Source organism: Bradyrhizobium canariense (assembly GCF_900105125.1).
In the GTDB taxonomy this organism is placed as follows: Bacteria; Pseudomonadota; Alphaproteobacteria; order Rhizobiales; family Xanthobacteraceae; genus Bradyrhizobium; species Bradyrhizobium canariense_A.
In genome coordinates this window covers 6,695,504-6,720,677 of sequence record NZ_LT629750.1, presented here as the reverse complement: position 1 = coordinate 6,720,677, position 25,174 = coordinate 6,695,504, and the positions used below count along the sequence as shown (strand labels likewise).

Genomic DNA, 25,174 nt, shown 5'->3' with positions numbered 1-25,174 from the left:
TACTCCCCGTGAGGCCTATGGCGGTTACGAAAACCGCGTCGGCGGTTTCCGCTCGTACGGGGACCACGATATGTGGGGTCATTGGGGCGCCTACTATGGGCCAATGATTTGAACCGAACGGTCACGACAACCACATGCTGTGGCGGCTAACGCTGCCCATCCGATCCGGTGGCATGTCTTGACCGCGTTACGTGCTCTCCTCAGCGTGACGAGACTACGGACTCGTCCGAACACGATGGCCAGACCCGCCACGCTCTCGATTTAAAACCAATCTGGAAATTTCGAATTGCTTTTGAGCTTCGAGCAAACGACCGGCGCACCAACGGATTTTATGACAGTCCACACCGATCGTTCGAGGACGCGACAACTCGCGGGCAGGAGCACAGCGTCGAAATCCCCGCGACCTGGGCCACTTCTAAAATGAAATTTAGTGGCGTGAGTGAAAGGTGATCCTATGTCTGATTCATGAGAGATGGAGTTTAATATGCTAGTGGTTACAAAACGCGCTTCGATCATAGCTGCAGTAATTCTCGGGACGGCGCTCAGCATACCTTTGTCGGTACCGGCGCTTTCGGACCCTTCTTCATCGAGTACGGCAATGCCGAGCCAAGCCGCTGCCTCGTTCCAGCGTGGCGATCTTGTTCGGCTGCGTTCGGGAGGGCCTGCGATGACTGTTCACGGTATCAACGGTAATCAGGTTGATTGCTTTTGGACCGGCGAGGACGGCCAGCCCAATGCTGATAAGTTCCCCATCGATGTGCTTCAGAAACTCTGATCACGGTCGATTTATTTGGATCTCCGGCGAATATGCGACACCGATGTCAGTAGCCGCTCGGTGAACCCTGCTCGCGATGTCCGTCATTGACTCTGCTGTTGCGCGATGTGGAAGCCGGTAAAAGACGTGCGATATATGCGGCGACTTAATTGATGTCCGCACTCGCACGATCCCAATTCCGGATAGTACGGAGATGTGTGGCCCGCAAACCACAAGCGAGCGCAACGTTCGAGACGTTGTCATCGAGCAATTGCTATGGAGTTAACGAATCATCTAGACCGCCAAATGGGGCTGGGAAGCGGAGAGTAGTATGAGAGTCGCTTCCTTAGAAAGTGTATTGACGGCGGCCACGCTGGTATCGGCCATCGTCGTCGTGCTGTGGGGAATCAAGATTTTCTACGGCGCGTGAACAAGCAGTAATCTGACGTCGAACAAGAGACCTCCGGCCAAGAAGAGGTTCACGACGAAGGCATCACTTCCGCGGCGGCGGAAGCCTTCCCTTTCAATTGCGGACGAATAGTTCGTCGGCTGATCGTCCTTTCCGACGCTCACTCATTTTGGTTTACGGCGTTGCGTGAGATGCGCGCGCGCCGCAAGAAGCATTTGGTTTCGATCTCTTCATGCATTTCGGCTTTTATCTGATGATCGTAGCGCTTGTTCTTATAGGCTTGGAGGCCATCTACTCGGTCTATCAATTGGCAACGTTCGTTCTTTAAGTCCCACGCGCTACCGCGTGCTTCCGGAATTGGCGCGAGAAGAATAGCCGTAAATGTCGATTGGCCCGCTCAGGTCGTCAGCATTGGCTGTTGCCCAACGTCGCCAATCGCTAAATGTCCGCTTTCGCGCCAGAGGCGGCCATTCAACGACTGATCAGCTTATTATTATTTTCTTATCAGTCGCGACTGACTCCATTTTATGCCTTTCCTTATTGGTCCCGGACTCCGTTTGAACGAATTTCGTATAGCAAACGGACGGACGTCAGCTCTGCGCCATGTCACGCGAGAACTTTGGCGTACATGTCGTCTGGTCGCCGCAGATCAGCCGCCGCCAAACTTGGATGGATCATCGTAGGCAGGGGGGTCGTCGTGGTCGGTCCGCAGACCGCCCGGAACGGAGTCGTCGCGATAGATCCGCACACCACTCGGAGCGACGTAGCTTGGGATCACAGCCTGGCTGGGACGAACGATGACATGGTGCGATTTGGCATGATGCCCTCTTGGGGCGGCGTTCGCGGAAGCACAGAGAGCGATCACAAGGCATAATGCCAAGCCAGAACGCATTGCACTTTCTCCAATTAATTAGCCCCGTTCTGACGTGGTGCGCGGAAAGCCCGGCATTGCTGCCGGGTTTCGCTTTTGTCACTTGCGGCTGGCGATGTGCCGCAGCCACCACCTGATGCCGGGTCCGGGCGGGATCGGCTGCCCAACGGGAAGCACGATGTCCGGCGGACGCGACGGGCGGTTATCGCTCATTGCATCTCCTATTGATCGCGAGGGCGTTCAAAGCACATCGGCACCGACCGCAGCGAAACAGGGAAGCAACTGGCTTCCTACCCTCGGCAACAGTGTAGTGCTGTTTGGCGCGCCGCTCAATGCCTACGGCTTGACGCCTTGCGCGGCGGCCGAGGCCTGTATCTCGGCCGGGTCGAAATGCTGGAAGACTGCCGCACAAAGCTCGTTCGTCGCATCGATCGATGACGCGGGCTTGAACAGATCAACGGTGCCCGCCTTCTCCGGGTATCGAAACACGAAATCCTTGTGATACGGCGAGAGCGCGCGCACGAAGGCCTCAACGCCATCCATCGGCGCGAGCCCGCGCGCCGAGGCCTTGTCAAACAGGTCGGTCAGATCGTGCGACCGCTCCCACTTGCCCGGCGGCTCCCCTTTCTTTTCGAGATGCGCCTTCAGCGCATTCTCGACGCTGAAGCCGAGCAGCAAAAAGAACGACATGCCGATCTCGGATGTGGTTTGAGCGGTCGAAGCGAGGCGACGCGCGCCGTCCAGCAGACCGATCGCCCACGCAAGCTTGTCAACGTGCATGGATCAAGCGGGCATCCGGCCCGAATTGTTTGGCGAGCCGCTCGACGTTCGTCCGTGTGTTGATCGCGATCACGAGCGCACCATCGGCGGCGGTGAGCCATCGCGCGAGCTGTTGCGGTGTTCGATCCTCGCTCAGGATTTTCGGATCAAGGAAATAAAGATCGACGAAGTCGAGTTGAGACAGCGCCGGCTTCAGCATTTCCTTTAGGTCGTCGAGCTTACCATTCAGTTCGGCAATGATCGCCCGCTCCGCGCGGGTCTTCTCGCGAAGAAGGGCTATGTGCTGTTGATTGGCATCGGTCATGATGGAACCGCCTCTAGAGCCGACTAAATAGCACGAAAATGAGGCAAGTCGTGCTATAGGGGAAGGATGGCACTCGATCACTATGTCGCGCAGACCTATCTCGGCCAATGGTGCGACCGTAAAACCGGTCGGAAGCTGCAAGCCTATCGCAAATCGACTGGCAAGCAGTTTGCCTGCTGGCCCGATGTGGTGTGCGCGCAGAAAAATGACGACCTCAACCCATATCTGACCAAGAGAGACACCCTTGGTCAGTACCGCGCGCTGTGGGAGCCCTTCTGGAATCGTGCTGTCGAAGGCTTTCGTCGACGCGAATTCACGGGCGACAACAAATTTGTGCTCGCGCTCGGTTGGGCCAGCATGTTGGCGACGACGCCGACAAGCTCCGGCATCGGGGCGGAAGTCGTTAAGAACGAGCTTCGCAGCCTGATTCCGATCATCGCACGCCCTCCGCCACCGGGCATCCGGCTTGAAGACCTCAGCATCACTGTAGACCCAAAATTCGCACAGGCGCTTTTCACGCAAACTCTGCCTCGGGTTGCTTGGCGTCTCTATGTGCAGCCGTGGACACTCCTTACAAATGCTACAGACGAGCTGTTCCTGACGAGCGACAACCCATCTGCCGCGTTTGGGCAAGACAACATGGGGACGCCCCCGGCACGAATGCTGCCGCTTGCGCCAGACCTTTGCGTGACGACGCTTATGGATTTCAAGCTGGCCGTACCCAACGATTTCCAATTGGCGGACCTCACTACTCGCCCATGTGGCGGGGTGAGGCCTGAAGCCGCGACATTGGAGCAAGCGCGCTTCGTCAACAGCCTGACCGTAAAGCACGCGGGCGATATCGTGTTGTCATCTCAGGCCAGCGAAGATGTCGCGGCCCTTGTGGAGGCGCTGCAGCGCGACGGGGTGAGGCTCGATTATACTGCGGATTCGCTGGAGGGCACCAAGGCCCTTTTGGCTGTCGCGAAGGTTGGCATCGATATCGTCAGGTAGAGTGCGCCTAATCCGCCGGCCTTTTCGTTTTACGCGCTGCCATTGAACTACGCCCACCAAAGCAATCCTCTGGGGGCAGTCTCGCCTCCGCTACAGCCTATGTCCATGACACTCTCACCAGGACGCGGCGCGAGCGCCGCCAACGCGTGCCGACCAAGCAGAGCGAGTTGTAGCTCCAATGGCTACCGGACCTCCGCCCACGCTCACCATTTCTCTCCGAGACACGATCAAGGCCGCGCCCGCGCGTCGCGGTTGAAGCAGGTCGCACCGTCGATCCGAAGTCCTGAATTCGAGCGCAGAAGGACTCGGACCGAGCGAAGAACGCGGAGCAGCCGCGCTGGACGTCACCTGAAACAGACTCGTTGGTACAAATTGGTACAATAGCGCGCCTGAGAAGCAGGGCGTTTCAAGCGCTCTTGTAAGTATTTGAGGACATATAGCTTATTGGTAGCGGGAGAGGGACTCGAACCCCCGACCCCAGGATTATGATTCCCGTGCTCTAACCAGCTGAGCTACCCCGCCACGGCGCACGTCGTTACGGCCCTCAATGCCGCAGTCGCGAACGCGCGGCATATAAGAAGTCGGTCAAGGGCCTGTCAAGCAAACCCCGTCGTTCGGCCAAGCCGTTGCAGGGGCAGCCTATTTTGGACGGACGTTTGGATCACCGCCAGGGCTCCCGGGCGGAGGAATCACCGGCATGTTGCCGGAATTGGGTGTCGGAGCCCGCATCGCCGGATCCACGCCCGGCGGCGGGCACAGGACACCGTCGGATTTCGCCAGTTTATCGCCCAACGGCTCCTGGCTTTGACCCGTCGTTGTGCCCTGCGGAGCAATACTGCCCTGTGGCGTGGTTTGCGTCGGAGTGCAGCCGTTGGCGCGATCGGGCGCGGACGGCGCGGTCTGGGCCGGTGGCGTTGTTGGCGCCGGCGGCGCTTGGGCGCTTGCCGCGCCGGACGCCGCCAACAGCACGCATGAGAGCAATAATGAGCGTTTCATTTTCATGCAGGGAAAACGGCCTGCCCGCGCGGAGGTTCCGCAGCCAGAGACTGATTCAGCGTGGCTGGATCAGTCTCTTCGCATTGTCGGTTTGCTTGGGGCATGATCTCCGCGCAAACGCTTGGCGTTTGTTGCGATGAAAAACCGGTTCCCACTTTTCGGGATCATGCCCTGCTCTCAGGACTTGCGGTAACGGATCAGCGAGAAATGTCCCATCGGCGGCATCGGCCGCCGTTCGGTCAGGCTGACCCCACCGTGTTTGGCGGCCCAATCGACCAGCCGCGCCCACGGGAATTCCGGCCGCCAGCCGAGCCGGCGCGCCAGCGGCGCGAAGGCCAGTTCGAACAGGCGGCGCGGGCCGCTTTCGGCGCCGATATGGTTGACCAGGATGAGTTCGCCGCCGGGTTTCAGCACGCGGATGAAGTCATCGAGCGTGGCTTCCGGATCGGGCACCGCGGTAATGACATATTGCGCCACCACTGCGTCGAAAAACGCATCCGGGAAAGCGAGATTCTTCGCGTCCATCACCGCGAGCGTCTCGACATTGGAAAGACCGAGCGCGCGCACCCGCTGTTGCGCCTTGCGCAGCATCGGCTCGGAAATATCGACGCCGCACAATCTGGTGGTCGGCGAATAATCCGACAGCGACAATCCGGTGCCGACGCCGACATCGAGGATCCGCCCGCCGATCTTGTCTGCTTCCGCGATGGTCGACTGGCGGCCGTGGTCGAAGACCTTGCCAAACACGAGATCGTAGACCGGGGCCCAGCGCCCATAAGCCTTTGCGACCCCTTCGCGGTCGATATCGCCAGCCATGCCCCCGCCTTGAAATCTATCCGCGCATGGTTTCGACGAGTGGCTGCGGCGCGGCCTTCGCTGTCACGCGCCTGGCGGTGGCGCTCTGGATGAACCCGCCGCCGAGCACGCGCGCCTGCCCGGAAGGTGCATCGTAGAACACGCAAGCCTGGCCGGGGGATACGCCCTCTTCGCCTGCGATCAGTTCGACTTCATATCCGCCATCGGCCGCGCGCAGCCACGCCGGCTGCGGCGCGCGGGTCGAGCGCACCCGCACGAAGATTTCCAGTCCATTGCCGACCGCGCGATCGAGCGCGCCGTCGCCGATCCAGTTGATGTCGCGCAGCACGATGCGATCCATCCGCAGGGCTTCACGCGGCCCCACCACGACGCGGCGGCTGAGAGCATCGAGCTTCACGACGTAAAGCGGCGCGCCGGAAGCGATGCCGAGCCCCTTGCGCTGACCGACCGTGAAATGAACGATGCCCTGATGCTGCCCGATGACGTGACCATCGAGGTCGACGATGTCGCCGGGCTCCATGGCGCTCGGCCTCAACCGGCTGATGATGTCGGTATAGCGCCCGGTCGGCACGAAGCAGATGTCCTGGCTGTCCTGCTTGTCGGCGACCGTAAGCCCAAAGCGCCGCGCCAGTTCGCGCGTCTGCGCCTTGGTCATGTCGCCCAGCGGAAAGCGCAGATAGTCGAGCTGTTGCTGCGTGGTCGCGAACAGGAAATAGCTCTGGTCGCGGTCGGCGTCGGCCGCACACACCAGGGCGCGCGATCCGTCGCCCCTGCGGCGCGAAGCGACGTAATGCCCGGTTGCCAGCGCCGAGGCGCCGAGTTCGCGCGCGGTCTTGAGCAGATCGCGAAACTTGATCGAGCGGTTGCACTCGATGCAGGGCACCGGCGTTTGGCCCGAGGCATAGCTGTCGGCGAAATTGTCGATCACCGACTCGCGAAAACGGCTCTCATAGTCCAGCACGTAATGCGGGATGCCGATCCGCTCGGCGACGTCGCGGGCGTCGTGGATGTCCTGTCCGGCGCAACAGGCACCCTTGCGATGGGTGGCCGCGCCATGATCGTAAAGCTGCAGCGTGATGCCGACCACGTCGTAGCCTTCGGACTTCAACAGCGCAGCCGTCGCCGATGAATCGACGCCGCCGGACATGGCGACCACGACTCTGGTGTCTTGCGGACGGCCTTCGAGATCCAAACTGTTGAGCATGGTTCCGGTCATCGATGCGGTCGCGGCGGCATCGAGCGCGTCGCGACAGACGGTTCCGGAAAGTGAGTATCGCTGCCGGAACGGTTGAAAAGCTGCCCTTTAATATAGGCCGCATTCCCATGAAGCAAATCACGCAGGCCCGTTTTGCGAGGCGCAAACGGCAAATCTTGCCGCCGGGCAGAAAGGGATCCCGCGCCGCGCCGCCCCCGGTAGGCCGCCTCCGGCACAAGGCATTGAAATATATAGATATTTTTTGAGACACGGAGTGGCCCGGTCCTTGCTGAACTCTAGACCAGTTCTATTGCAAGAGGCCGTCCGTGCAGAGCGTCACGTCAGAAGCAGCGACAAACGTGTCTTATCAGAACACGCAGCCGAGACCTGCGAGGTCGGCTTCCGACCCATCGCAGGGGAACGATATTTTCGCGTCCCTTGTCGACAGCAACACGGCGGCCGACGCCAGCAATGCGACCGCCCAGGCCCAGCAGCAATCCGCCTCGCAAAACTGGTCCAACAACAATTCGGCTGCCACGGACAACAACCGGTGGAGCAACACGGCTCCGGCGAACCAGAACCAGCCGGCCAACAACAACAATAGCAATAACAGCAACAATTCAGACAATCAGAACGCCAATGCCGGACCGGCTTCCGACCCCAATGCCGGCGCCAACACCGATGCACCCCAGCGCTCCCGGACCAAGTCAACCGGCTCGACGAGCGACTCCTCGCAATCGAGTACACAGTCGTCGTCCAGCGACAGCTCTACGGCGGATTCGACAAGCGGCTCGACAACCCCGGCACCGCAGGTTGGCACCCCTCTCGTCGTGCTGAGCCCGGTTGCGGTAGCGATTCCCGTCACCGTCGCGGTGACAAGTACGCCCGCGGCGACCTCATCGGCATCAGGCACCAGCACGGCGCCGCTTGCGATCGCGGCGGCAGCCATTGCCGCCAGCCAGTCGGCATCGGCAGCAGCAACGGCCTCATCGGCACAAGCCAAGATTGATCCCGGCGCATCAGCGTTCAACACCACAACCACCGCGGCTGCAACCGCGGACGCAAAAGTTACGGCCCAGGCGACGGCAAGCGAAACCGCCGCGGGGTCCGCAAAGCTGCAGGCCACGCAGACCGACACAACCGCAGCAACCGACGTGGCGGCGACAATTGCCGCGACGACGCCTGTTGCGCCGAAAGCCACGGCCAAGACTTCGGGCGCGACACAACCGCAAACAGGCACCGCAGCCTCAGATAGTTCAGCTGATAAGTCGGGTAGCGCAGACCCGACCACGGCAGCCGCGCAGCAAGCCGCCATCGCCAGCAAACAAGACGCCGCGGACGCCAGCGTTGATCCGACCAAAGGCGACGGCTCGGCTACCGCCTCGACGACAGCGGCGGCCGCCACATCGGCGCATGACCATTCTGCGGATGCGACGACAGACCGCTCGCCGACCAATACAGCCGATACCAGCGTTCAGGCAGCGGCCAACATCCAGTCCCAGCTCCCTACCGCGGCGGCCAATGCCACTTCAGTAGGAGCAGTCAACGTCACCGCGGCAACACACACGGCAGTGCCTTTGAGCGGGCTCGCGGTTGAAATCGCGGCATCGGCCAAGAATGGCAAGAGCAGTTTTGAGATCCGGCTCGATCCAGCCGACCTCGGTCGCATCGATGTTCGCATCGATGTCGATCGCAGCGGCCAGATGACGTCGCATCTGACGGTCGAAAAGCCGGAAACGCTATCGATGCTGCAACAGGATGCGCCCCAGTTGCAGCGCGCGCTGAACGACGCAGGCTTCAAGACTGGTGACGGCGGCCTGCAATTCAGCCTGCGTGATCAATCCTCCTCGGGCCAGAACAGCGGCAACGACGCCAACCGTAACGCGCAAAAGCTGGTGATCAGCAACGACGATACCGCCGCCGCGGCAACGACTGCGGGACGAACATATGGCCGCACGCTCGGATCCAGCAGCGGCGTGGACATCAGGGTTTAAGGAGACGGACATGACAGCTACATCAGCCAACACAGCCAGTCCGATCGTTTCGGGGACGACGCCCCTACCGGCGTCATCATCGTCGTCGAGTTCATCGGCTTCAGCCGCCAACGCGATGGCTTCGCAGCAGATCGCCGGCAACTTTCAAAGCTTCCTGCAACTGCTGACGACGCAGTTGCAGAACCAGAATCCGCTCGATCCACTGGACACCAACCAGTTCACCCAACAGCTCGTCGAATTTGCCGGCGTTCAGCAACAGCTCAATACCAACGACTCATTGGCGACGCTGGTTTCCCTGCAGCAGACCGCGCAATCCACCCAGGCGCTGGGATTCGTCGGCCAGACCGCGGTGGTCAGTGGCAATACCGCCGCGCTCGTTAACAGCCAGGCGACGTGGGATCTCAGCGTCCCGGCCAACTCGGACGTCAATATCTCTATCGCCGCCAGCAACGGCCAGACCGCCTTCTCGGGCACCTACAATGTAACAAAGGGCGACAACCAGCCCTTTGTCTGGAACGGCATGGGGAGTGACGGCACCACCCAGTGGCCCGCCGGCAATTACACCCTGACGGCCACGGCCAAAGACTCCTCGGGCAACGACGTGGCTATCACCACCGCGATCCAGGGCGCGGTCAGTTCGGTCGATCTCACCCAGTCACCGCCGCTGCTGACGATCAACGGCCAGACCTACACGGTCAACCAGATCCAGAGCATCGTCGCAAACTAGCGACAGCACGGCTCCCGCTGTCGTCCGTCAGGCTTCCGGCCTCGCTCCCGGCCCGCCTATCAGCTCCCTCCCGCGCCAGAACCGGCGCCCGGGGGAGCATTGTCACGGCATTTTCAAGGAGATTCGTATTGAAGCCTTGGGCTTAGGCAAATTTTAAGTCGCGGGGCGTAGGTTATCCCGGTGAGTTCAGTGGTTGAGAGTTTGTGAGTACGCCATGACAGAACCCCATCGCCCGAGGGTAAAATACGTCATCGGGCCTGACGGCAGTCCGTTAACGATTGCGGATCTGCCCGCGCCCGGAACCAAACGGTGGGTTATCCGCCGGAAGGCCGAAGTCGTCGCCGCGGTTCGTGGCGGTCTGCTCTCCCTTGAGGAGGCTTGCAGCCGGTACACCTTGACCGTTGACGAATTCCTCTCCTGGCAGTTTTCCATCGATCAGCATGGCCTTGCTGGGCTGCGCACGACCCGCATCCAGCAATATCGCCAATAATCGCTTTCTAAAACCTATCATATTTGATGAAGATCGGCCTCGCTTTGCGAGGCCGATCTTTTTCATAACGCAATTTCGCCGGGGCTCTTAACCTGCGTTAACCATATCGAAACCATCACATAGGCAATAATTGCCCAGTCGGTTGTTGGCGCCGAATCTCGGGGGCAGTTGCTTGCAGAGTCTGGTGGACTTTCTAAAGGGGCTGGGCGCCTCGCGGCTGATGGCGATGGTCGCGGTGACAGCCGCACTGATCGGTTTCTTCGCCTTTGTCATCATGCGGGTCACCACGCCGCAGATGACCACCCTCTATACCGATCTCAGTACCGAAGATTCTTCGGCGATCATGAAGGATCTGGAACGCCAGGCGATCCCCTACGAGCTGCGCAATGATGGCGCCGTGATCATGGTGCCGAAGGACAAGGTCACGCGGCTGCGCATGAAGCTCGCCGAAGGCGGCCTGCCCAAGGGCGGCGGCGTCGGCTACGAGATTTTCGACAAATCCGACGCGCTCGGCACCACCAGCTTCGTCCAGAACATCAATCATTTACGCGCACTGGAGGGTGAACTCTCCCGCACCATCCGCGCCATCGACCGCATCCAGGCCGCGCGGGTCCATCTGGTGCTGCCCGAACGGCCGCTGTTCTCGCGCGAGACGCCCGAGCCGTCGGCCTCGATCGTCGTCCGGGTGCGCGGCGCGCTGGAGCCGCAACAGATTCGCGCCATCCGCCATCTGGTCGCCTCCGCCGTCAACGGCCTCAAGCCGCAGCGGGTGTCGATCGTCGACGAAAGCGGTCAATTGCTCGCCGATGGCGAAGCCGGCGACAACGAAAACGTCGTCGGAGACGAGCGCCGTGCCGCTTTCGAAAAGCGGATGCGAAACGAGGTCGAGGCGATCGTGTCGTCGGTGGTCGGTGCCGGCCGCGCCCGTGTCCAGCTCTCGGCGGATTTTGACTACAACAAGATCACCCAGACCTCGGACAGCTTCGATCCGGAAGGCCGGGTGCTGCGCTCGAGCCAGACCCGCGAAGAATCCAGCTCCACGGCCGAAAATAACGGCCAGGTCACCGTCAATAATGAGCTGCCGGGCAATCAGCGCCCGGATGGCGCGACGGCGGCGCGCGACCAGAGCAAGAAAACCGAAGAGACCAACAATTACGAGATATCCCACACCACCAAGACCGAAGTGACCGAGGCCGGAAAGGTCAACCGCATCTCGGTCGCCGTGCTGGTCGACGGCAGCTATTCGAAGAATGAAAAAGGCGAGATGGTCTACAAGGAGCGCGGCAAGGAAGAGCTGGACCGCATCGCCACGCTGGTGCGCTCAGCCATCGGCTTCGATCAAAAGCGCGGCGACCAGGTCGAGGTCGTAAACCTCAAATTCGCGGAAGCACCAGCCGTCGCCCCGATCCCCGAGCCCACCGGACTGCTCGGCATGCTGCAGTTCACCAAGGACGACGTGATGTACGTCATCGAGCTGGGCGTGATGATGCTGCTCAGCCTCGTGGTGCTGTTCATGGTGATCCGGCCGCTGGTCCGGCGCATCCTCGCTTCCGAGGTGATCCCGGCGATCACGGGCAACGATTCGTTGCCGGCCCTGACCGACGGCAGCGCAGCTTCCGGCACCGGCCAGAGCCTGGTGCCAAGCTCCAACGGCCCGAACATGGTCGACGTCGCCCAGGTTCAGGGACAGGTCCATGCCCAGACGGTGCATCGCGTCGGCGAACTGGCCGAACGGAACCCGACCGAAACCGCTTCCATCGTTCGTCAATGGCTCGGGGAGCCTGTGACCTGACATGGCCCTCCCCGCGCAAACAGCCAACGCCAACGACATCAACAGCGTCATCGCGCAGCTGGCGAGCCGTCAGGGCAATCGTCCCAAGGGCCCGCCGATCAGCGGCCCGAAGCGCGCCGCGATCCTGATGCTGGCGCTCGGCGAACAATATGGCGGCAAGGTCTGGTCGCTGCTCGACGATGACGAAGTGCGCGAGCTGTCGATGGTGATGTCGACGCTCGGCACCGTGGAAGCCGAGGTGGTTGAAGAGCTGCTGCTGGAATTCGTATCGCGGATGTCGGCGTCCGGCGCCCTGATGGGGACGTTCGACGGCACCGAACGGCTGCTGCAGCAGTATCTGCCCGCCGAGCGCGTGACCGGCATCATGGACGAGATCCGCGGGCCCGCGGGCCGCAACATGTGGGAGAAGCTCTCCAACGTGCAGGAAGAGGTGCTCGCCAATTATCTCAAGAACGAATATCCGCAGACCATCGCCGTGGTGCTGTCGAAGCTGAAGCCGGAGCACGCGGCGCGCGTGCTCGCGATCCTGCCCGAGGACATGGCGCTCGATGTGGTCGGCCGCATGCTGCGGATGGAGGCGGTGCAGAAGGAAGTGATCGAGCGCGTCGAGCAGACGCTGCGCACCGAATTCATGTCGAACCTGTCGCAAACCCGCCGCCGCGACGCCCACGAGGTGATGGCGGAAATCTTCAACAATTTCGACCGCCAGACCGAAACCCGCTTCATCACTTCGCTGGAAGAAGACAACCGCGAATCCGCCGAGCGCATCAAGGCGCTGATGTTCACCTTCGACGACCTTATCAAGCTGGATTCCGGCTCCGCGCAGACGCTGATGCGAAACGTCGACAAGGACAAGCTCGGCATCGCGCTGAAAAGCGCCAATGAGGAGGTTCGCAGCTTCTTCCTCGGCAACATGTCTTCCCGCGCCGGCAAGATGCTGCTCGACGACATGGCCGCGATGGGACCGGTCCGTCTGCGCGACGTCGACGAGGCACAGGCGCTGCTGGTCAATCTCGCCAAGGACCTCGCCGCCAAGGGCGAAATCATGCTGACGAAAAACCGCGCTGACGACGAGCTGGTGTACTGATGGCCGCCCCTGCAAAATTCCTGTTCGACATGGACTTCTCGGCGCCGGACAAGGCGCGCGAGCGGCCGGCCACGCCGGCGGAAATCGCCCAGAAGGTCGCGGCCGCCGAGGCCCGCGCCTATCGCGACGGCTTCGACGCGGCCCAGCGCGAGGCGAAAGCCGAAAGCGACCGCCGCGCCGCGCTGGCGCTCGAGGAAATCGGGATTGCCATCAAAGCCATCGCGACGCGCTTCTCCGGCATCGAGGCCAAGATGGAGACCGAAGCCGTCGACGTCGCGGTCGCGGTTGCGCGCAAGCTGTGCAGCGAGTTGGTTGCCCAGGAGCCGCTCGGCGAGATCACCGGGCTGGTCAGCGATTGTTTCTCGCATCTGGTCTCGACGCCGCATCTCGTGGTCCGGATCAACGATTCCCTTTACGAAGGCGCGCGCGAGCGGATCGAGCGGCTGGCGAAACAGAGCGGCTTCGAAGGTCGCCTAGTGATCCTGGCGGAGCCTGGAATTGCGACCGGTGACTGCCGAATCGAATGGGCCGACGGCGGCGTGGTGCTGGAGCGCGCGGCCATCGAAACCAAGATCAACGAACTCGTCGGGCGCTACATGGCGTCCCGCGGCCAGGCCGGCATTGCGGCCATGAGGACTTAAGCCATGAGTGACACCGACGCACAGGTCCCGCTTCCGGATCTCAACGCCGCCGATACGCCTGGCATCGATGACGTGGGGTATAATGAAGACGAAAATGCCGCGCGCATTGCCGCCGATCTGGAGGCCGTGTTCGACGTGCCGGTCCAGGTTTCGGCCGTGCTCGGCCGCTCCAAGATGGATGTCGGCGAATTGCTGAAGCTCGGCCCCGGCACCGTGCTCGAACTCGACCGCCGCGTCGGCGAATCCATCGACATCTATGTCAACAACCGGCTGGTGGCGCGTGGCGAAGTGGTTCTGGTGGAAGACAAGCTTGGCGTGACCATGACGGAAATCATCAAGGCGGAACGCGCCTGAGGCCCCTTTAACGACGCGGCGCATAACCGGCGCCGACAGACGGACAGGAGATTACCATGCGGCTTCTCATCGTTGGCACATTGAAGGGCCAGCTTACGACAGCCACCAAGATCGCCATGGACAACGGCGCTTCCGTGACCCATGCGGAGGACCACGAACAGGCGATGCGCGTCTTGCGCAGCGGCAAGGGCGCCGACCTGCTGCTGGTCGACGTCGCCCTCGACATCCGCGACCTGGTGATGCGGCTCGAGGCGGAACACATTCACGTGCCGATCGTCGCCTGCGGCATCTCCAGCGACGCGCGCGCGGCCGTGGCCGCGATCCACGCCGGCGCCAAGGAATACATCCCGCTGCCGCCCGAACCGGAACTGATCGCCGCGGTGCTCGCCGCCGTCGCCAACGATTCCCGCGACATGATCTATCGCGATGAAGCGATGGCCAGGGTGATCAAGCTGGCGCAACAGGTCGCGGGCTCCGACGCCTCGGTCATGATCACCGGCGAATCCGGCACCGGCAAGGAGGTGCTGGCGCGCTACGTCCATACCCGTTCCCACCGCGCCAAGCGGCCGTTCATCAGCATCAATTGCGCGGCGATCCCCGAGCATCTGCTCGAATCCGAATTGTTCGGACATGAGAAGGGTGCCTTCACCGGCGCCGTGGCGCGGCGCATCGGAAAATTCGAGGAAGCCACCGGCGGTACCCTGCTGCTGGACGAAATCTCCGAAATGGACGTCCGGCTGCAATCCAAATTGCTGCGCGCGATCCAGGAGCGCGTGATCGATCGCGTCGGCGGCGTCAGGCCGGTGCCGGTCGATATCCGCATCATCGCGACCTCGAACCGCAATCTGGCCGACGCCGTGCGCGAGGGCACATTCCGCGAAGACCTGCTGTTCCGGCTCAACGTCGTCAATCTGAAGATCCCGCCGCTGCGCGAACGGCCGGCGGATATTCTCGAACTGGCGCAGCATTTCGCCAAGAAATATGCCGACGCCAACGGCCTGCCGACACGGCCGATCTCCGCCGATGCGCGCCGCGTGCTGACAACCAACCGCTGGCAGGGCAACGTCCGCGAACTGGAAAACACCATCCATCGCGCGGTGCTGATGTCGCAAGGCGACGAAATCGGCGTCGAGGCCATCATGACGCCGGACGGCGACCGTCTTGACCTCACCAAGACCGTGCCCGCGGTCGCGCACGCCACCTTCGCCGCTGAACAGGTCACCCGCGCGCTGGTCGGTCGCACCGTCGCCGACGTCGAGCGCGATCTCATCCTGGAGACCTTGAAGCACTGCCTCGGCAATCGCACCCACGCCGCGAATATCCTGGGCATTTCGATCCGCACGCTGCGCAACAAGCTCAACGAATATGCCGACGGCGGATTGCCGATCACCCCCGCCGGAGCCGGCGACTATCAACGGATGGCTGCGGCGGGTTAATCGCCACCGCTGTCATTGCGAAATGTGCGCCCGATGACGTCATTCCGGGGCGACGCAAAGCATCGAACCCGGAATCTCGAGATTCCCCGATGCGCAATTGCGCATCTGAGGTCTGGTCCTTCGGACCATCCCGGAATGACGGTCGCGGATAATTCGCGGCTCCTACCATCCGGACATTGGCACCGATCCGGTGGCTCTTCACCATCACGTCATGCTACGAATAATCGGGCGCGCCGGGCTTGCGGAAAATGTGAATGGGATCGCCGGGCTGCAAATCGCGCCCGGTGAATGTCACATAGGCGTAGAGCGCGAGATAACCGATCGCCAGCGCGCCGACGGCATAAAACACCCAAATCGCAAGGCGTTTCATCAGGCGATAACGCTGCGTTGAGCGAAATCCGCAACCCCGATGACGACCTGTAAAAAATTGCGTTTCACGCCTGCTTCTCCCGGCCAATCCCGCATCGCAGGATTCCTCAGGGCTATTTAGGCGGCCAGTGGCGAAAAAGCCATCTTTCGCGAAAGAACGGAACCGGCGAACGCGATAGCTGCTCTATCCTGCGCGCGCATGCGCCAGCGGCACGCTGACCTCCGCGAGCCTCGCCGCATCTTCATCCTGATCCACCGCAACATAGCGTCCCTGCCAATAGGCCAGTGCCGCGGTTCGCGGGGAGCGCTGGATATCCAGCACACGCCCGATCACGATGACATGGGAATGCCGCTCGATCGCCTGCTCGACCGCGCAATCGATCGCCGACAGCGCGCCAACGAGAAGCGGCACGCCGGATATGCGCGTGGTCCATTGCGCGCCCGCAAAACGTTCCGCGCCCTTGAGCCCGTCCTTGCCGGCAAACCGCTCGGCGACCTCGAGCTGATCGGCGGCGAGGATGTTGGCGCCGAAGAAGCCATGGCGCTTGACCAGCGGCCATGACGACGCTTCCCGGTTAATGCTCACGATCAGGGTTGGCGGCTCGACCGACAGCGACGATACCGACGTCACCGTCATGCCCGTGATGTCCTTGCCGCGTCCTGCCGTAATCACGCTGACGCCACCGGTCAGATGGCGCATGGCGCCGCGAAAATCGTCAGTAGAAATACCGCTGATGGCGGTGATGTTGCGGACGATGGAGTTCATGGACTGTCTCACTGCTCTGATGGATCATCCGCCGATTGCAGAAGCTCGCGCAGGATCGAACCTTCCAGCGCCGCGAGATCGGCCGAGCCGCGGCGGCGCGGACGGGCGATGTCGACGTTGATGTCGTGGGCGATACGGCCCTCTTCGATCACCAGTACGCGGTCCGCCAGCGCAACCGCTTCCGAGACGTCGTGGGTGACGAGGATCGCGGTGAAAGACTGATCGTGCCAGACCCGCTCCAGCAGCCGCTGCATCGAGATCCGCGTCAGCGCATCGAGCGCGCCCAGCGGCTCGTCGAACGCCAGGATGCGGGGATGGCTGACCAGCGCGCGCGCCAGCGCCACGCGCTGCTTCTGCCCGCCGGACAGCACCGCCGGCCACTGGTCTCGCTTGTCGCCGAGGCCCACCTCGGTAAGCGCCTTTTCCGCGCGGGCTTGCGCGTCCGGAGACGCGCGGCCGCGGCCAAGACCGACCTCGACATTCGACAGCACCCGCGCCCATGGCAGCAGACGCGGCTCCTGGAACATCACTCGGATATCGCCGGCGCGCATTTCCTCGCCAAAGCTGACGGTGCCGGCGTCGGCGGTCTCCAGACCGGCGATCAGGCGCAACAGAGTGCTCTTGCCGCAGCCGCTGCGGCCAACGATCGCCACGAACTGGCCGGCGGGAATATGCAGGTCGATGCCACGCAGCACGTCGTTATGTCCGAACGACTTGCGCAGGCCACGAACGGTGAGCGGAAGCCCGCGGGCCGGGGCTTCCGACCCATTCCGCGCGAGCCGCGCCTGTTCGATGAAATCCGCACGATCCACCGGCTCGGCATCGGACGGAAGAAAGCGGAGGGCTTCTTGCATGTGCACTCTCAATGTTTCTGGAAGGCCGGATGCCAGGACAGGGTCAGCCGCTCCAGCGCACGCGAGGCGCTGTCGGCAAGCTTGCCAAGAAGGGCGTAGATCAGGATGCTGAGCACCACGACGTCGATCAGCATGAATTCCCGCGCCTGCATCGCCATGTAGCCGAGGCCCGACGACGCGGCGATGGTTTCCGCCACGATCAGTGTCAGCCACATGATGCCAAGCGCAAAGCGTATGCCGACGAAGATTGAGGGCAACGCGCCCGGGAAGATCACCCGACGGAACAGTTCGCCGTCGGTCATGCCGTAGATGCGTCCCATCTCGATCAACTGCGGGTCGACGGTCCGAATGCCATGCAGCGTGTTGAGGTAGATCGGAAAGAAGACGCCGAGCGCGACCAGAAACAGTTTGGCGGACTCGTCGATGCCGAACCAGAGGATGACAAGCGGTATCAGCGCAAGATGCGGAATATTGCGCACCATCTGAAGCGTGGTGTCGGTCAGCTTGTTGCTGAGCTGCGACAGGCCGTTGGCGAGACCGAAGGCAAAGCCAATGCCGCCGCCGATGACAAAGCCGACGCTGGCGCGCCAGAAGCTGACCCAGATGTTGCGCTCGAGTTCACCCGACAGCAGCAGCTTCCATCCCGCCAACGCCACATCGGTCGGCGCCGGCAGCACCCGCGACGACACAAAGCCGGTGACGCAGGCCACCTGCCACACCAACACTATAACCAGCGGTACGATCCATTGGATCAGGCCATCGGCCCGCGGCAGCCGCAGACTACGAACGCGCGGAAGACTTTCGATCAGGCTCATGATTGCGATGCCTTCACCAGCGGCCGGTGTTCGTTGGCGATGGTCTCGCCGAACGGCCCGGTGTTGACGCGAAGCGGCGTCACATTGTCCGGCTGCGCCAGCGACAGCAGCGGAAATACCAGCTCGGCAAAGCGATAGGCTTCTTCAAGATGCGGATAGCCTGACAAAATGAACGTATCGATGCCGACGTCCTGATATTCCCTGATGCGCTCTGCGACCGTTTGGGGATCGCCGACCAGCGCCGTTCCGGCGCCGCCACGCACCAGCCCGACACCGGCCCAGAGATTGGGGCTGATCTCGAGCTTGTCGCGGCGCCCGCCATGCAGCTGCAACATGCGCTGCTGGCCGACCGAGTCCATCCGCGCGAATATCTTCTGCGCCGAGGCGACGGTCTCATCCGTGACATGCTTGATCAGATCGTCGGCGGCCTTCCAGGCTTCCGCATTGGTTTCGCGGACGATCACATGCAGGCGGATGCCGAAAGAGAGCTTGCGCCCGCGCTTGGCGGCGGCTGCTTTGACGCGGTTGACCTTCTCGGCCACCTGCGCCGGCGGCTCGCCCCATGTCAGATATTTATCGACGGTGTCGACCGCGACATCGATGCCGGCATCCGACGATCCGCCGAAATAAAGCGGCGGCCGCGGCGACTGCACCGGCTTGAACAACAGGCGGCCATCCTCGATGTGGATGTGCTTGCCCTCGAAGTCGACCGTCTTGCCGGCGAGCAGATCGCTGTAGACGTTGAGGAACTCCCGCGTCACGGCATAGCGCTCGTTATGGTCGAGGAAGATGCCGTCGCCTTTGTTCTCGACGGGATCACCGCCGGTGACGACGTTGATCAGCAGCCGTCCGTTCGACACGCGGTCAAGCGTCGCAGTCATGCGCGCGGCCACGCTCGGCGATTGCAGGCCGGGGCGCACGGCGACCAGATAACGCAGCCGTTCGGTCCATGGCGCGACAGCGGAGGCGACCACCCAGGAATCTTCGCAGCTTCGCCCGGTCGGCAGCAGCACGCCGAAATAGCCGAGCTGGTCGGCAGCCTGCGCGATCTGGCGCAGGTAATTGAAGTTCACATTGCGGCCGCCGGTCGTGGTGCCGAGGTAATGTCCGTCGCCATGGGTCGGCAGGAACCAGAGGATATTGGCAGGATTCTGTTGCGAGTTCATGAGCCTGACTTCCTTGCAATGTCCGATACGCGCACCTGGATCGGGACCAGCTTCAAGCGGTAGAGCGTGTCCGCCAGCTTCTGCTGATCGACCAGAACCTGGTCGTCGATCGGCTTGATGCCGTAGGACTGCCGCTTCAGCGCAACTTCAAGCACCGGCGCCGGCAGTCCAACTGACGGGCTCAACTGCTCGGCGACCGCGTGAATGTCCGCTTGCGCCCATGCATCGACCCCGCGCAATTCATCGAGCACGGTGTCGAGTACCTTGGGCTCGGTCTCGATGAATTTCTGCGACGACAAATAGAACTGCGTATTGGGAACCAGTCCGGTGGCATCGGTCAGGGTCTTGGCGCCCAGCGTCGTCTCCGCTGCGGACTGATACGGATCCCAGATCGACCATGCGTCCACCGCCCCGGTTTCGAACGCCGCGCGCGCGTCGGCCGGCGCAAGATAGACCGGCGTAATGTCCTCGTATTTGATGCCTGCCTTCTCGAGGGCCTTCACGAGCAGGTAATGTGCGTTCGAGCCCTTGGCCACCGCGACTTTCTTACCCTTAAGGTCGGCCACGCTCTTCAGCGGGCTGTCCTTCTGGACCAGAATGGCTTCACCCTTCTGCGCTGGCGGCTCGTAGGCTACGTAGCGGATCGGCGCACCGGCCGCCTGCGCAAACACCGGAGGCGTCTCGCCGGTGTTGCCGAAATCAATTGCGCCGACATTGATCGCCTCCAGCAGCGGCGGACCGAACTGAAATTCCGTCCACTTGACGTCATAGCCCAGCGCCTTCAGCCTCGGCTCCAGCGTTCCCTTGCTCTTGAGCAGCACCAGCTTGCCGTATTTCTGGTAGCCGATGCGCACGACCTTGTCCTGGCCGTAGGTCGCGCCGACGCCGGCCAAAGCCGTGCTCATCGACAGCACCGCGACCGCAATTACCTTCTTAAACCAACGCATCATTTTGATCCTCGTTCGCGGGATGAGGGAAATCGGCTCAGGTCTGCACCGGCTTCCAGACCGCGTCGCGAACCACGACCGGTTTCGGAATGAGACCGAGCTTGAAGAATCGATCGGCAACGCCCTGCTGGGTCGCGATGATGTCATCGGTGATCGGACCCACCGCAAAGGACGAGCGGTTGGCCGCGACGGTCTGGATATCAAGGGGGATGCCGGTGACGGCGCTCAGCGATTTTGCAACCTCGTCGCGGTGCGCTTCCGCCCACTTCGCTGTCGAGGACGTGACGTCGATGATCTGCTGCAGAACAGCGCCATGGTTTTTAGCAAAGTCGCGGTTGGCGATATAGAATGAGTTGGTCTTGGTGATTTCAGAAGCGTTGACGAGGACGCGGCCGTTCTGCTTGGTCTCGCCGATCGCGAAGTATGGATCCCAGATCGACCAGGCGTCGATGCTGCCATTGGCAAATGCCGGTCCCGCATCCGGCGGCGTGAGATAGACCGGCGTGATATCGGCGTAGGTCAGACCAGCTTTTTCGAGGGTCTGCACGATGATGTTATGCGCGCTGGAACCCTTGGTGAAACCGACGCGCTTGCCTTTCAAATCCGCAATGGTGCGGATCGGCGATTGGCTCTGGACCAGGATGCCCTGCCCGTTGGTGATCGGCTGACCCGCGGCGTAGACAAGGTTGGCTCCCGCCGACTGCGCAAACACCGGCGGGGAATCGCCGACTGCGCCGTAATCGACACTGCCGACGTTCATCGCTTCGAGCATCGGCGGTCCCGAGGAAAACTCGACCCACTTAACGTCAATCTTTTGTGGCGCGAAATGCTTCTCAAGCGCAGCCTGCTGCCGCGCGATCACGAGCACGCCGTTCTTCTGATAGCCGATGCGGATTTCCTTGACGCTTTCTTGTGCATTCCCCTGCCGCGACAGCGCGGCAGCGGTCACGGTTCCAAGGGAAAGCTGCAGAAATTGCCGGCGTCGCATCACGATCTCCTGGGAATGCCGCAGCATCACGCGGCATTCGATTTTGGGAATGATGGTGTTGCCTTTCGAGAGTGTCGAGTGCCCTGCAAAAATAGCAATGGCGCACTCTTCAACGCTTTGGTGGCGAAGCATTTGTTGCCGAAGGACAATGGATTGCAGGCCATTTTTCTCGGGCCTTCAGACCCGCCAAACCCTTAATCATAAATTAGGCGGCGGAACCTGGGCCTCCGCGCACAAAAGCGCAATCGAACCGGCTGGGGCAAATTCCCTGTTAGCATAAACAAACGCGCTCGATCCGACCGCCGTCGGACCGAGCGCGCCAGCTTTTACCGCGCCAGAAGTCGCGTCAAAGCTGGATCGGGACGAAGTGATTGACGGCGATCAGCACCGCCAGCAACACGATTCCAATTCCGAGACTCCAGCCGATCAGTTTCTTCTCGACCGGCAGCAAGGGTTCCACAGGGGCGGTGGCGAGTTCGTTCTTGAGGTCTGGTTGCGACATGGGATTTTCCTCTTCAAACAATCAGCTTGCGAGCGGCGGCTTGACGCCGCTGAAGAACAGCCAGGAAATCAGGAGTCCGACCCAGATCACGAATCCGAACAGGCTGACGAAATAGACCGCCGCAAGCTTGCCAAAGCCCTGCTGCCAGAGCTTGCGGAAATCCGAGAGCACGCCAATCGAAAAGAAGGTCAGGATGAAGAAAATCACGCGGAAGACATTGGCCTCGCCTGCCGCCGCAGGAAGCGCTTTCGTAATCTCCGGGGTCGATCCTACCGCGAGCCACAGCGAGACGGCGAAGACGAAGATAAAGCCGAGAATGAATTTCGGGAATCGCTGCCAGATTTCCGATGGCTTTGCTTTGTCTGTCCCCTTGTCGATATGGTTGGTCCAGATGTAGCCGAGGATGAACGCCCATATCCCGATGAAGATGTCGATGAAGATCTTCACGGTCGTGGTGGTCGCGAGGATCCAGCCCGGCTGATAGTGGATGCCTTCGGCGGCCGCCTTCGCCATGATCAGCGATTCGGTGATGCCACCGCCCGCGACCGCCGCACCATCGGTCTTGATGGCGAGACCGATCCAGGCGCCCGCCACCAGCGGCTCCTGCCAGAGAAAAGTTTGAGCCAGAAACGGCAGGATCAGGATTTCAACGACCGCGAAGACGACCACCAGCGAAGACACCAGCACCGGCACCGCCGGCCTCGCCCGGATCGCGCCGCCGGTTGCGATCGCCGCCGCTACGCCGCAGATCGAAATGCCCGATGCGAGCGGCACCGACCACTCGCGGCTGAAGCCGAACCATTTGCGCGAGATGTAATAGATCACAGACCAATAGATCAGATACGCCTCGACGATCGCCGCGGCGCCGCGCAACAGCAGTGAGGACGCGAGATTCAACCGGCTCGCCGCCGTCACCGCGACCGTCGCACCGAGGATAACGATCGCGATCTTGATGTAGAGTTCGGGCCGGATGGCCTCCTTCAGCCACGTCGCGAGCCGCGGAAAGAAATTGGCGATGACGAGCCCGACCAGAAGTGCGACGACGAAGCCGCCTTCATTGGTCAGTTTGAGCGACCAGGCGATGCCGAATTTCTGCTGCTCTGCCGGCGTCACTGCCGCAATATACGCGTAACTGCCGAGGATCCAGCTTGCATAGGCAAGCACGAATACGGCAGTGAATGCGACGGCGAATTTTTTAACGTCTGCGCCGAGCGTCGCGACACCCGCGCTCAACACAATCAGCAACGCGGCATAGGTCGCGAGCAACGCGCCGCCTCCGCCGAGCCAGGCGTAGGTCTTGGCGATTGGCGCGAGCGCCTTCGTCACGTCGGTATAGACCGACGTATTGACCGCCCAGCCCAAGAGGTCGGTTCCTGCAATACTGAAGAGGGCTGCGACAAAGACCAAAAGACCGATCACGACCGCAAGCCAGTCTTCATTCAATCGCGCCTTCAGCGCGATCGGCTCCGACACCTTATCAACTGCGATATCCGACATTCGACTTCCCCCGGCTTAGTCCTGCAAGGCATCGGGATTCCGCGCCCGATCGCCTCCCGCCCCACTTCACGCAATATGACGGCGAAGCAACACCGGCGGCAATCTCACAGAATTTCTTTGTTAGCCGCGCGGAAACAACGGTGTTCTCCAAAGACGCTTCCGGATGGAAGGAATGTGTGCTTGCGCAGAAGACGCTGCCGACGCGTGCGGTCGGCTCGCTCCGCAAATCGTATCCTTCAGCCCAACAAAACGCCTGCCGATGTCGACACCGGCAGGCGCTTCGTTAGCTCACACGAGCTTAATTTCTGGCAGTTACCCTGCCGCCGCGATCGCGGGCTTTCCGACGCTCACCGCCAGCTTGCCGTAGCGATCGGTGAAGGCTTCGGTGTCGATCTCCTCGAGCTGGATCTCGCCGCTCATCACGCCGGCCTTCCACGCCTCGTGCTCGGTGTCGTTCTGGAATTCCGGCATCACTTCCCTGGCAAACAGTTCAAGGGAGTCGCAGATATGCTCGTGGCTGTTCTTGCCGGCCTGGTTGAGCAGGATCACCTGGTCGATATGGGAGCTGCGGAAGCGCCGCAGTTTCTTTCGGATGGTCTCGGGCGATCCGATCAGGCCGCCGCGCAATGCTGCTTCCTGCGCCTCGGGATTGTCACGCTTCCACTTGTTGTATTCGTCCCACATGTTGACGGTGCCGGGCGCGGGACGCTGGCGATTCTGCGATGCGCCGTAGAAGCGCAGCGCGAACTGAAAGAAGGTCGCGCCGTCGGCCCGCGCCCTCGCCTCCTCATCGGTTTTCGCGCACATGAAGAACGACACCAGCGCCATGTTCGGATTGATCTGGTAATCCGCGAGCTTCGTCAACCGCTTGGTAATGGCGTTGTAATAAGCGTGCACCCAGGCATGCGCCGCATCGGCGCTGACGAACTGGAATCCGAGCGCGCCAAAGCCGTGCTGGCCCGCGCGCTCGATGGTCGGCAATTGCGAGCACGCCATCCACAATGGCGGGTGCGGCTTCTGAACGGGTTTGGGCACCACATTGCGCAGCGGCATATCGAAATATTTGCCGTGATGTTCGCTGCCGCCGTCCTTGAACATCGGGAAGATGGCGCGAACGGCTTCCTCGAACACCTCCTTCTTGGTTTCCATGTCACGTCCGAACGGCGTCAGCTCGGTGATCGAGGCGCTTTCGCCCATTCCGAATTCGCAGCGGCCGTTGCTCAGGAGATCGAGCACCGCGACGCGCTCGGCGACGCGTGCGGGATGATTGGTGGTGAGCTGGAAAATGCCGTGGCCGAGCCGGATGTTTTTAGTGCGCTGGCTGGCGGCGGCGAGAAATGATTCCGGCGACGGCGAATGCGAATATTCTTCCAGAAAATGATGCTCGACGACCCAGGCATGGTCGTAGCCGCAGCGATCCGCGGTCTCCAGTTGTGTCAACGCATCCTGGTAAAGCTTGAGCTCGCCACCCGCTTCCCACGGACGCGGCAATTGCAGCTCATAAAAGATGCCGAATTTCATCATCTCTCTCCCGCGAGCGGCTTGTTATTTTTCAAACAGTGTATCCCCCGCCACTCCCAAGTCCAGCCAAGTCCAGCCAAGTCCGGCCTCGGCCGTGGCGGGACAATTCC

25 protein-coding genes and 1 tRNA gene are annotated in these 25,174 nt (G+C 61.7%); 10 read left to right on the top strand and 16 right to left on the bottom strand.

From position 1 onward, the window contains the following. Positions 1-484: 484 nt before the first annotated feature. On the top strand, positions 485-775 hold the full coding sequence (locus tag BLV09_RS31800; RefSeq protein WP_167558945.1) for a DUF2158 domain-containing protein: 291 nt from the start codon (positions 485-487) through the stop codon (positions 773-775). A gap of 1,595 nt (positions 776-2,370) precedes the next feature. Here the strand turns inward: BLV09_RS31800 and BLV09_RS31790 are convergent. Beyond that, positions 2,371-2,814 carry a hypothetical protein gene (locus BLV09_RS31790; protein WP_146690216.1) on the bottom strand — a complete coding sequence of 148 codons (444 nt, stop codon included), beginning with the start codon at positions 2,812-2,814 and terminating at the stop codon, positions 2,371-2,373. Next, complete coding sequence (locus BLV09_RS31785) at positions 2,804-3,118, bottom strand: hypothetical protein (RefSeq protein WP_146690215.1); 315 nt, start codon at positions 3,116-3,118, stop codon at positions 2,804-2,806. Before BLV09_RS31785 ends, BLV09_RS31790 begins: the two co-directional genes overlap by 11 nt. 66 nt (positions 3,119-3,184) lie before the next feature. On the opposite strand from BLV09_RS31785, the gene BLV09_RS31780 reads away from it, so the two are divergent. Beyond that, a complete protein-coding gene (locus BLV09_RS31780; protein WP_146690214.1) occupies positions 3,185-4,111 on the top strand; it encodes a DUF4238 domain-containing protein in 927 nt (308 codons plus the stop codon). Positions 4,112-4,556: 445 nt separating this feature from the next. Here the strand turns inward: BLV09_RS31780 and BLV09_RS31775 are convergent. The 4 genes from BLV09_RS31775 to mnmA form a co-directional block, all read right to left on the bottom strand. After that, positions 4,557-4,633: transfer RNA gene (locus BLV09_RS31775), tRNA-Met, on the bottom strand. Between the two features lie 117 nt (positions 4,634-4,750). Then, entirely contained in the window at positions 4,751-5,113 is a 363-nt protein-coding gene (locus BLV09_RS38310) for a hypothetical protein (RefSeq protein WP_146690213.1), read from the bottom strand. Positions 5,114-5,284: 171 nt separating this feature from the next. Continuing rightward, the gene (locus BLV09_RS31765) at positions 5,285-5,923 is read right to left on the bottom strand and encodes a class I SAM-dependent methyltransferase (protein ID WP_100386161.1); all 639 of its coding nucleotides are present in this window, start codon (positions 5,921-5,923) and stop codon (positions 5,285-5,287) included. 16 nt (positions 5,924-5,939) lie between these two features. Continuing rightward, positions 5,940-7,127, bottom strand: a complete 1,188-nt coding sequence (gene mnmA / locus BLV09_RS31760) for a tRNA 2-thiouridine(34) synthase MnmA (RefSeq protein WP_100387493.1) — start codon at positions 7,125-7,127, stop codon at positions 5,940-5,942. 350 nt (positions 7,128-7,477) lie between these two features. Here mnmA and BLV09_RS31755 point away from each other — a divergent pair, with 350 nt between their 5' ends. The 8 genes from BLV09_RS31755 to flbD all read left to right on the top strand — a co-directional run bounded on the left by BLV09_RS31755 (position 7,478) and on the right by flbD (position 15,639). Further along, positions 7,478-9,112: a flagellar hook-length control protein FliK gene (locus tag BLV09_RS31755; protein ID WP_167558944.1), complete on the top strand. Its 1,635-nt coding sequence runs from the start codon at positions 7,478-7,480 to the stop codon at positions 9,110-9,112. A 10-nt stretch (positions 9,113-9,122) separates the two neighbouring features. Then, positions 9,123-9,839: a flagellar hook assembly protein FlgD gene (locus BLV09_RS31750; RefSeq protein ID WP_100386158.1), complete on the top strand. Its 717-nt coding sequence runs from the start codon at positions 9,123-9,125 to the stop codon at positions 9,837-9,839. Positions 9,840-10,053: 214 nt separating this feature from the next. Then, entirely contained in the window at positions 10,054-10,329 is a 276-nt protein-coding gene (locus tag BLV09_RS31745; protein ID WP_002714638.1) for a DUF1153 domain-containing protein, read from the top strand. Positions 10,330-10,501: 172 nt separating this feature from the next. Then, positions 10,502-12,121: a flagellar basal-body MS-ring/collar protein FliF gene (fliF, locus tag BLV09_RS31740; protein WP_146690211.1), complete on the top strand. Its 1,620-nt coding sequence runs from the start codon at positions 10,502-10,504 to the stop codon at positions 12,119-12,121. A gap of 1 nt (position 12,122) precedes the next feature. Further along, the gene (fliG, locus tag BLV09_RS31735) at positions 12,123-13,208 is read left to right on the top strand and encodes a flagellar motor switch protein FliG (RefSeq protein ID WP_100386156.1); all 1,086 of its coding nucleotides are present in this window, start codon (positions 12,123-12,125) and stop codon (positions 13,206-13,208) included. After that, positions 13,208-13,849, top strand: coding sequence for a FliH/SctL family protein (locus tag BLV09_RS31730; RefSeq protein WP_146690210.1), 642 nt, complete (start codon positions 13,208-13,210; stop codon positions 13,847-13,849). The genes fliG and BLV09_RS31730 overlap by 1 nt, the downstream gene beginning before the upstream one ends. Positions 13,850-13,852: 3 nt before the next feature. After that, the gene (gene fliN, locus BLV09_RS31725; RefSeq protein ID WP_100386154.1) at positions 13,853-14,203 is read left to right on the top strand and encodes a flagellar motor switch protein FliN; all 351 of its coding nucleotides are present in this window, start codon (positions 13,853-13,855) and stop codon (positions 14,201-14,203) included. 56 nt (positions 14,204-14,259) lie between these two features. Next, a complete protein-coding gene (gene flbD / locus BLV09_RS31720; protein ID WP_146690209.1) occupies positions 14,260-15,639 on the top strand; it encodes a sigma-54-dependent transcriptional regulator FlbD in 1,380 nt (459 codons plus the stop codon). A 214-nt stretch (positions 15,640-15,853) separates the two neighbouring features. Here the strand turns inward: flbD and BLV09_RS37575 are convergent, their stop codons facing one another. The 10 genes from BLV09_RS37575 to BLV09_RS31680 form a co-directional block, all read right to left on the bottom strand. Further along, positions 15,854-16,009 (bottom strand): hypothetical protein, encoded by a 156-nt coding sequence (locus BLV09_RS37575; protein WP_167558943.1) that lies wholly within the window; start codon positions 16,007-16,009, stop codon positions 15,854-15,856. Positions 16,010-16,192: 183 nt separating this feature from the next. After that, positions 16,193-16,774, bottom strand: coding sequence for a flavin reductase family protein (locus BLV09_RS31715; protein ID WP_146690208.1), 582 nt, complete (start codon positions 16,772-16,774; stop codon positions 16,193-16,195). A gap of 8 nt (positions 16,775-16,782) precedes the next feature. Next, the gene (locus BLV09_RS31710) at positions 16,783-17,628 is read right to left on the bottom strand and encodes an ATP-binding cassette domain-containing protein (RefSeq protein WP_146690207.1); all 846 of its coding nucleotides are present in this window, start codon (positions 17,626-17,628) and stop codon (positions 16,783-16,785) included. 8 nt (positions 17,629-17,636) lie between these two features. After that, positions 17,637-18,443 (bottom strand): ABC transporter permease subunit, encoded by an 807-nt coding sequence (locus BLV09_RS31705; protein WP_146690206.1) that lies wholly within the window; start codon positions 18,441-18,443, stop codon positions 17,637-17,639. Further along, the gene (gene ssuD / locus BLV09_RS31700; protein ID WP_146690205.1) at positions 18,440-19,609 is read right to left on the bottom strand and encodes an FMNH2-dependent alkanesulfonate monooxygenase; all 1,170 of its coding nucleotides are present in this window, start codon (positions 19,607-19,609) and stop codon (positions 18,440-18,442) included. Before ssuD ends, BLV09_RS31705 begins: the two co-directional genes overlap by 4 nt. After that, positions 19,606-20,559, bottom strand: coding sequence for a sulfonate ABC transporter substrate-binding protein (locus BLV09_RS31695; protein ID WP_146690204.1), 954 nt, complete (start codon positions 20,557-20,559; stop codon positions 19,606-19,608). The genes ssuD and BLV09_RS31695 overlap by 4 nt, the downstream gene beginning before the upstream one ends. Before the next feature lie 34 nt (positions 20,560-20,593). Further along, the gene (locus tag BLV09_RS31690; protein WP_146690203.1) at positions 20,594-21,544 is read right to left on the bottom strand and encodes a sulfonate ABC transporter substrate-binding protein; all 951 of its coding nucleotides are present in this window, start codon (positions 21,542-21,544) and stop codon (positions 20,594-20,596) included. Positions 21,545-21,890: 346 nt separating this feature from the next. Then, positions 21,891-22,046, bottom strand: coding sequence for a hypothetical protein (locus tag BLV09_RS37570; protein ID WP_167558942.1), 156 nt, complete (start codon positions 22,044-22,046; stop codon positions 21,891-21,893). Between the two features lie 21 nt (positions 22,047-22,067). Further along, positions 22,068-23,543, bottom strand: coding sequence for a putative sulfate exporter family transporter (locus BLV09_RS31685; RefSeq protein WP_167558941.1), 1,476 nt, complete (start codon positions 23,541-23,543; stop codon positions 22,068-22,070). Positions 23,544-23,855: 312 nt separating this feature from the next. Continuing rightward, entirely contained in the window at positions 23,856-25,064 is a 1,209-nt protein-coding gene (locus BLV09_RS31680; protein WP_146690202.1) for an LLM class flavin-dependent oxidoreductase, read from the bottom strand. Positions 25,065-25,174 lie beyond the last annotated feature (110 nt).

What these genes read in the sequence shown, in the direction of transcription:
- BLV09_RS31800 (WP_167558945.1), top strand. Translation starts at nt 485, where the DNA reads ATGCTAGTGGTTACAAAACGCGCTTCGATCATAGCTGCAGTAATTCTC.
- BLV09_RS31790 (WP_146690216.1), bottom strand. Translation starts at nt 2,814, where the DNA reads ATGCACGTTGACAAGCTTGCGTGGGCGATCGGTCTGCTGGACGGCGCG.
- BLV09_RS31785 (WP_146690215.1), bottom strand. Translation starts at nt 3,118, where the DNA reads ATGACCGATGCCAATCAACAGCACATAGCCCTTCTTCGCGAGAAGACC.
- BLV09_RS31780 (WP_146690214.1), top strand. Translation starts at nt 3,185, where the DNA reads ATGGCACTCGATCACTATGTCGCGCAGACCTATCTCGGCCAATGGTGC.
- BLV09_RS38310 (WP_146690213.1), bottom strand. Translation starts at nt 5,113, where the DNA reads ATGAAAATGAAACGCTCATTATTGCTCTCATGCGTGCTGTTGGCGGCG.
- BLV09_RS31765 (WP_100386161.1), bottom strand. Translation starts at nt 5,923, where the DNA reads ATGGCTGGCGATATCGACCGCGAAGGGGTCGCAAAGGCTTATGGGCGC.
- mnmA (WP_100387493.1), bottom strand. Translation starts at nt 7,127, where the DNA reads ATGCTCAACAGTTTGGATCTCGAAGGCCGTCCGCAAGACACCAGAGTC.
- BLV09_RS31750 (WP_100386158.1), top strand. Translation starts at nt 9,123, where the DNA reads ATGACAGCTACATCAGCCAACACAGCCAGTCCGATCGTTTCGGGGACG.
- BLV09_RS31745 (WP_002714638.1), top strand. Translation starts at nt 10,054, where the DNA reads ATGACAGAACCCCATCGCCCGAGGGTAAAATACGTCATCGGGCCTGAC.
- fliG (WP_100386156.1), top strand. Translation starts at nt 12,123, where the DNA reads ATGGCCCTCCCCGCGCAAACAGCCAACGCCAACGACATCAACAGCGTC.
- BLV09_RS31730 (WP_146690210.1), top strand. Translation starts at nt 13,208, where the DNA reads ATGGCCGCCCCTGCAAAATTCCTGTTCGACATGGACTTCTCGGCGCCG.
- fliN (WP_100386154.1), top strand. Translation starts at nt 13,853, where the DNA reads ATGAGTGACACCGACGCACAGGTCCCGCTTCCGGATCTCAACGCCGCC.
- flbD (WP_146690209.1), top strand. Translation starts at nt 14,260, where the DNA reads ATGCGGCTTCTCATCGTTGGCACATTGAAGGGCCAGCTTACGACAGCC.
- BLV09_RS37575 (WP_167558943.1), bottom strand. Translation starts at nt 16,009, where the DNA reads ATGAAACGCCTTGCGATTTGGGTGTTTTATGCCGTCGGCGCGCTGGCG.
- BLV09_RS31715 (WP_146690208.1), bottom strand. Translation starts at nt 16,774, where the DNA reads ATGAACTCCATCGTCCGCAACATCACCGCCATCAGCGGTATTTCTACT.
- BLV09_RS31710 (WP_146690207.1), bottom strand. Translation starts at nt 17,628, where the DNA reads ATGCAAGAAGCCCTCCGCTTTCTTCCGTCCGATGCCGAGCCGGTGGAT.
- BLV09_RS31705 (WP_146690206.1), bottom strand. Translation starts at nt 18,443, where the DNA reads ATGAGCCTGATCGAAAGTCTTCCGCGCGTTCGTAGTCTGCGGCTGCCG.
- ssuD (WP_146690205.1), bottom strand. Translation starts at nt 19,609, where the DNA reads ATGAACTCGCAACAGAATCCTGCCAATATCCTCTGGTTCCTGCCGACC.
- BLV09_RS31695 (WP_146690204.1), bottom strand. Translation starts at nt 20,559, where the DNA reads ATGATGCGTTGGTTTAAGAAGGTAATTGCGGTCGCGGTGCTGTCGATG.
- BLV09_RS31690 (WP_146690203.1), bottom strand. Translation starts at nt 21,544, where the DNA reads ATGCGACGCCGGCAATTTCTGCAGCTTTCCCTTGGAACCGTGACCGCT.
- BLV09_RS37570 (WP_167558942.1), bottom strand. Translation starts at nt 22,046, where the DNA reads ATGTCGCAACCAGACCTCAAGAACGAACTCGCCACCGCCCCTGTGGAA.
- BLV09_RS31685 (WP_167558941.1), bottom strand. Translation starts at nt 23,543, where the DNA reads ATGTCGGATATCGCAGTTGATAAGGTGTCGGAGCCGATCGCGCTGAAG.
- BLV09_RS31680 (WP_146690202.1), bottom strand. Translation starts at nt 25,064, where the DNA reads ATGAAATTCGGCATCTTTTATGAGCTGCAATTGCCGCGTCCGTGGGAA.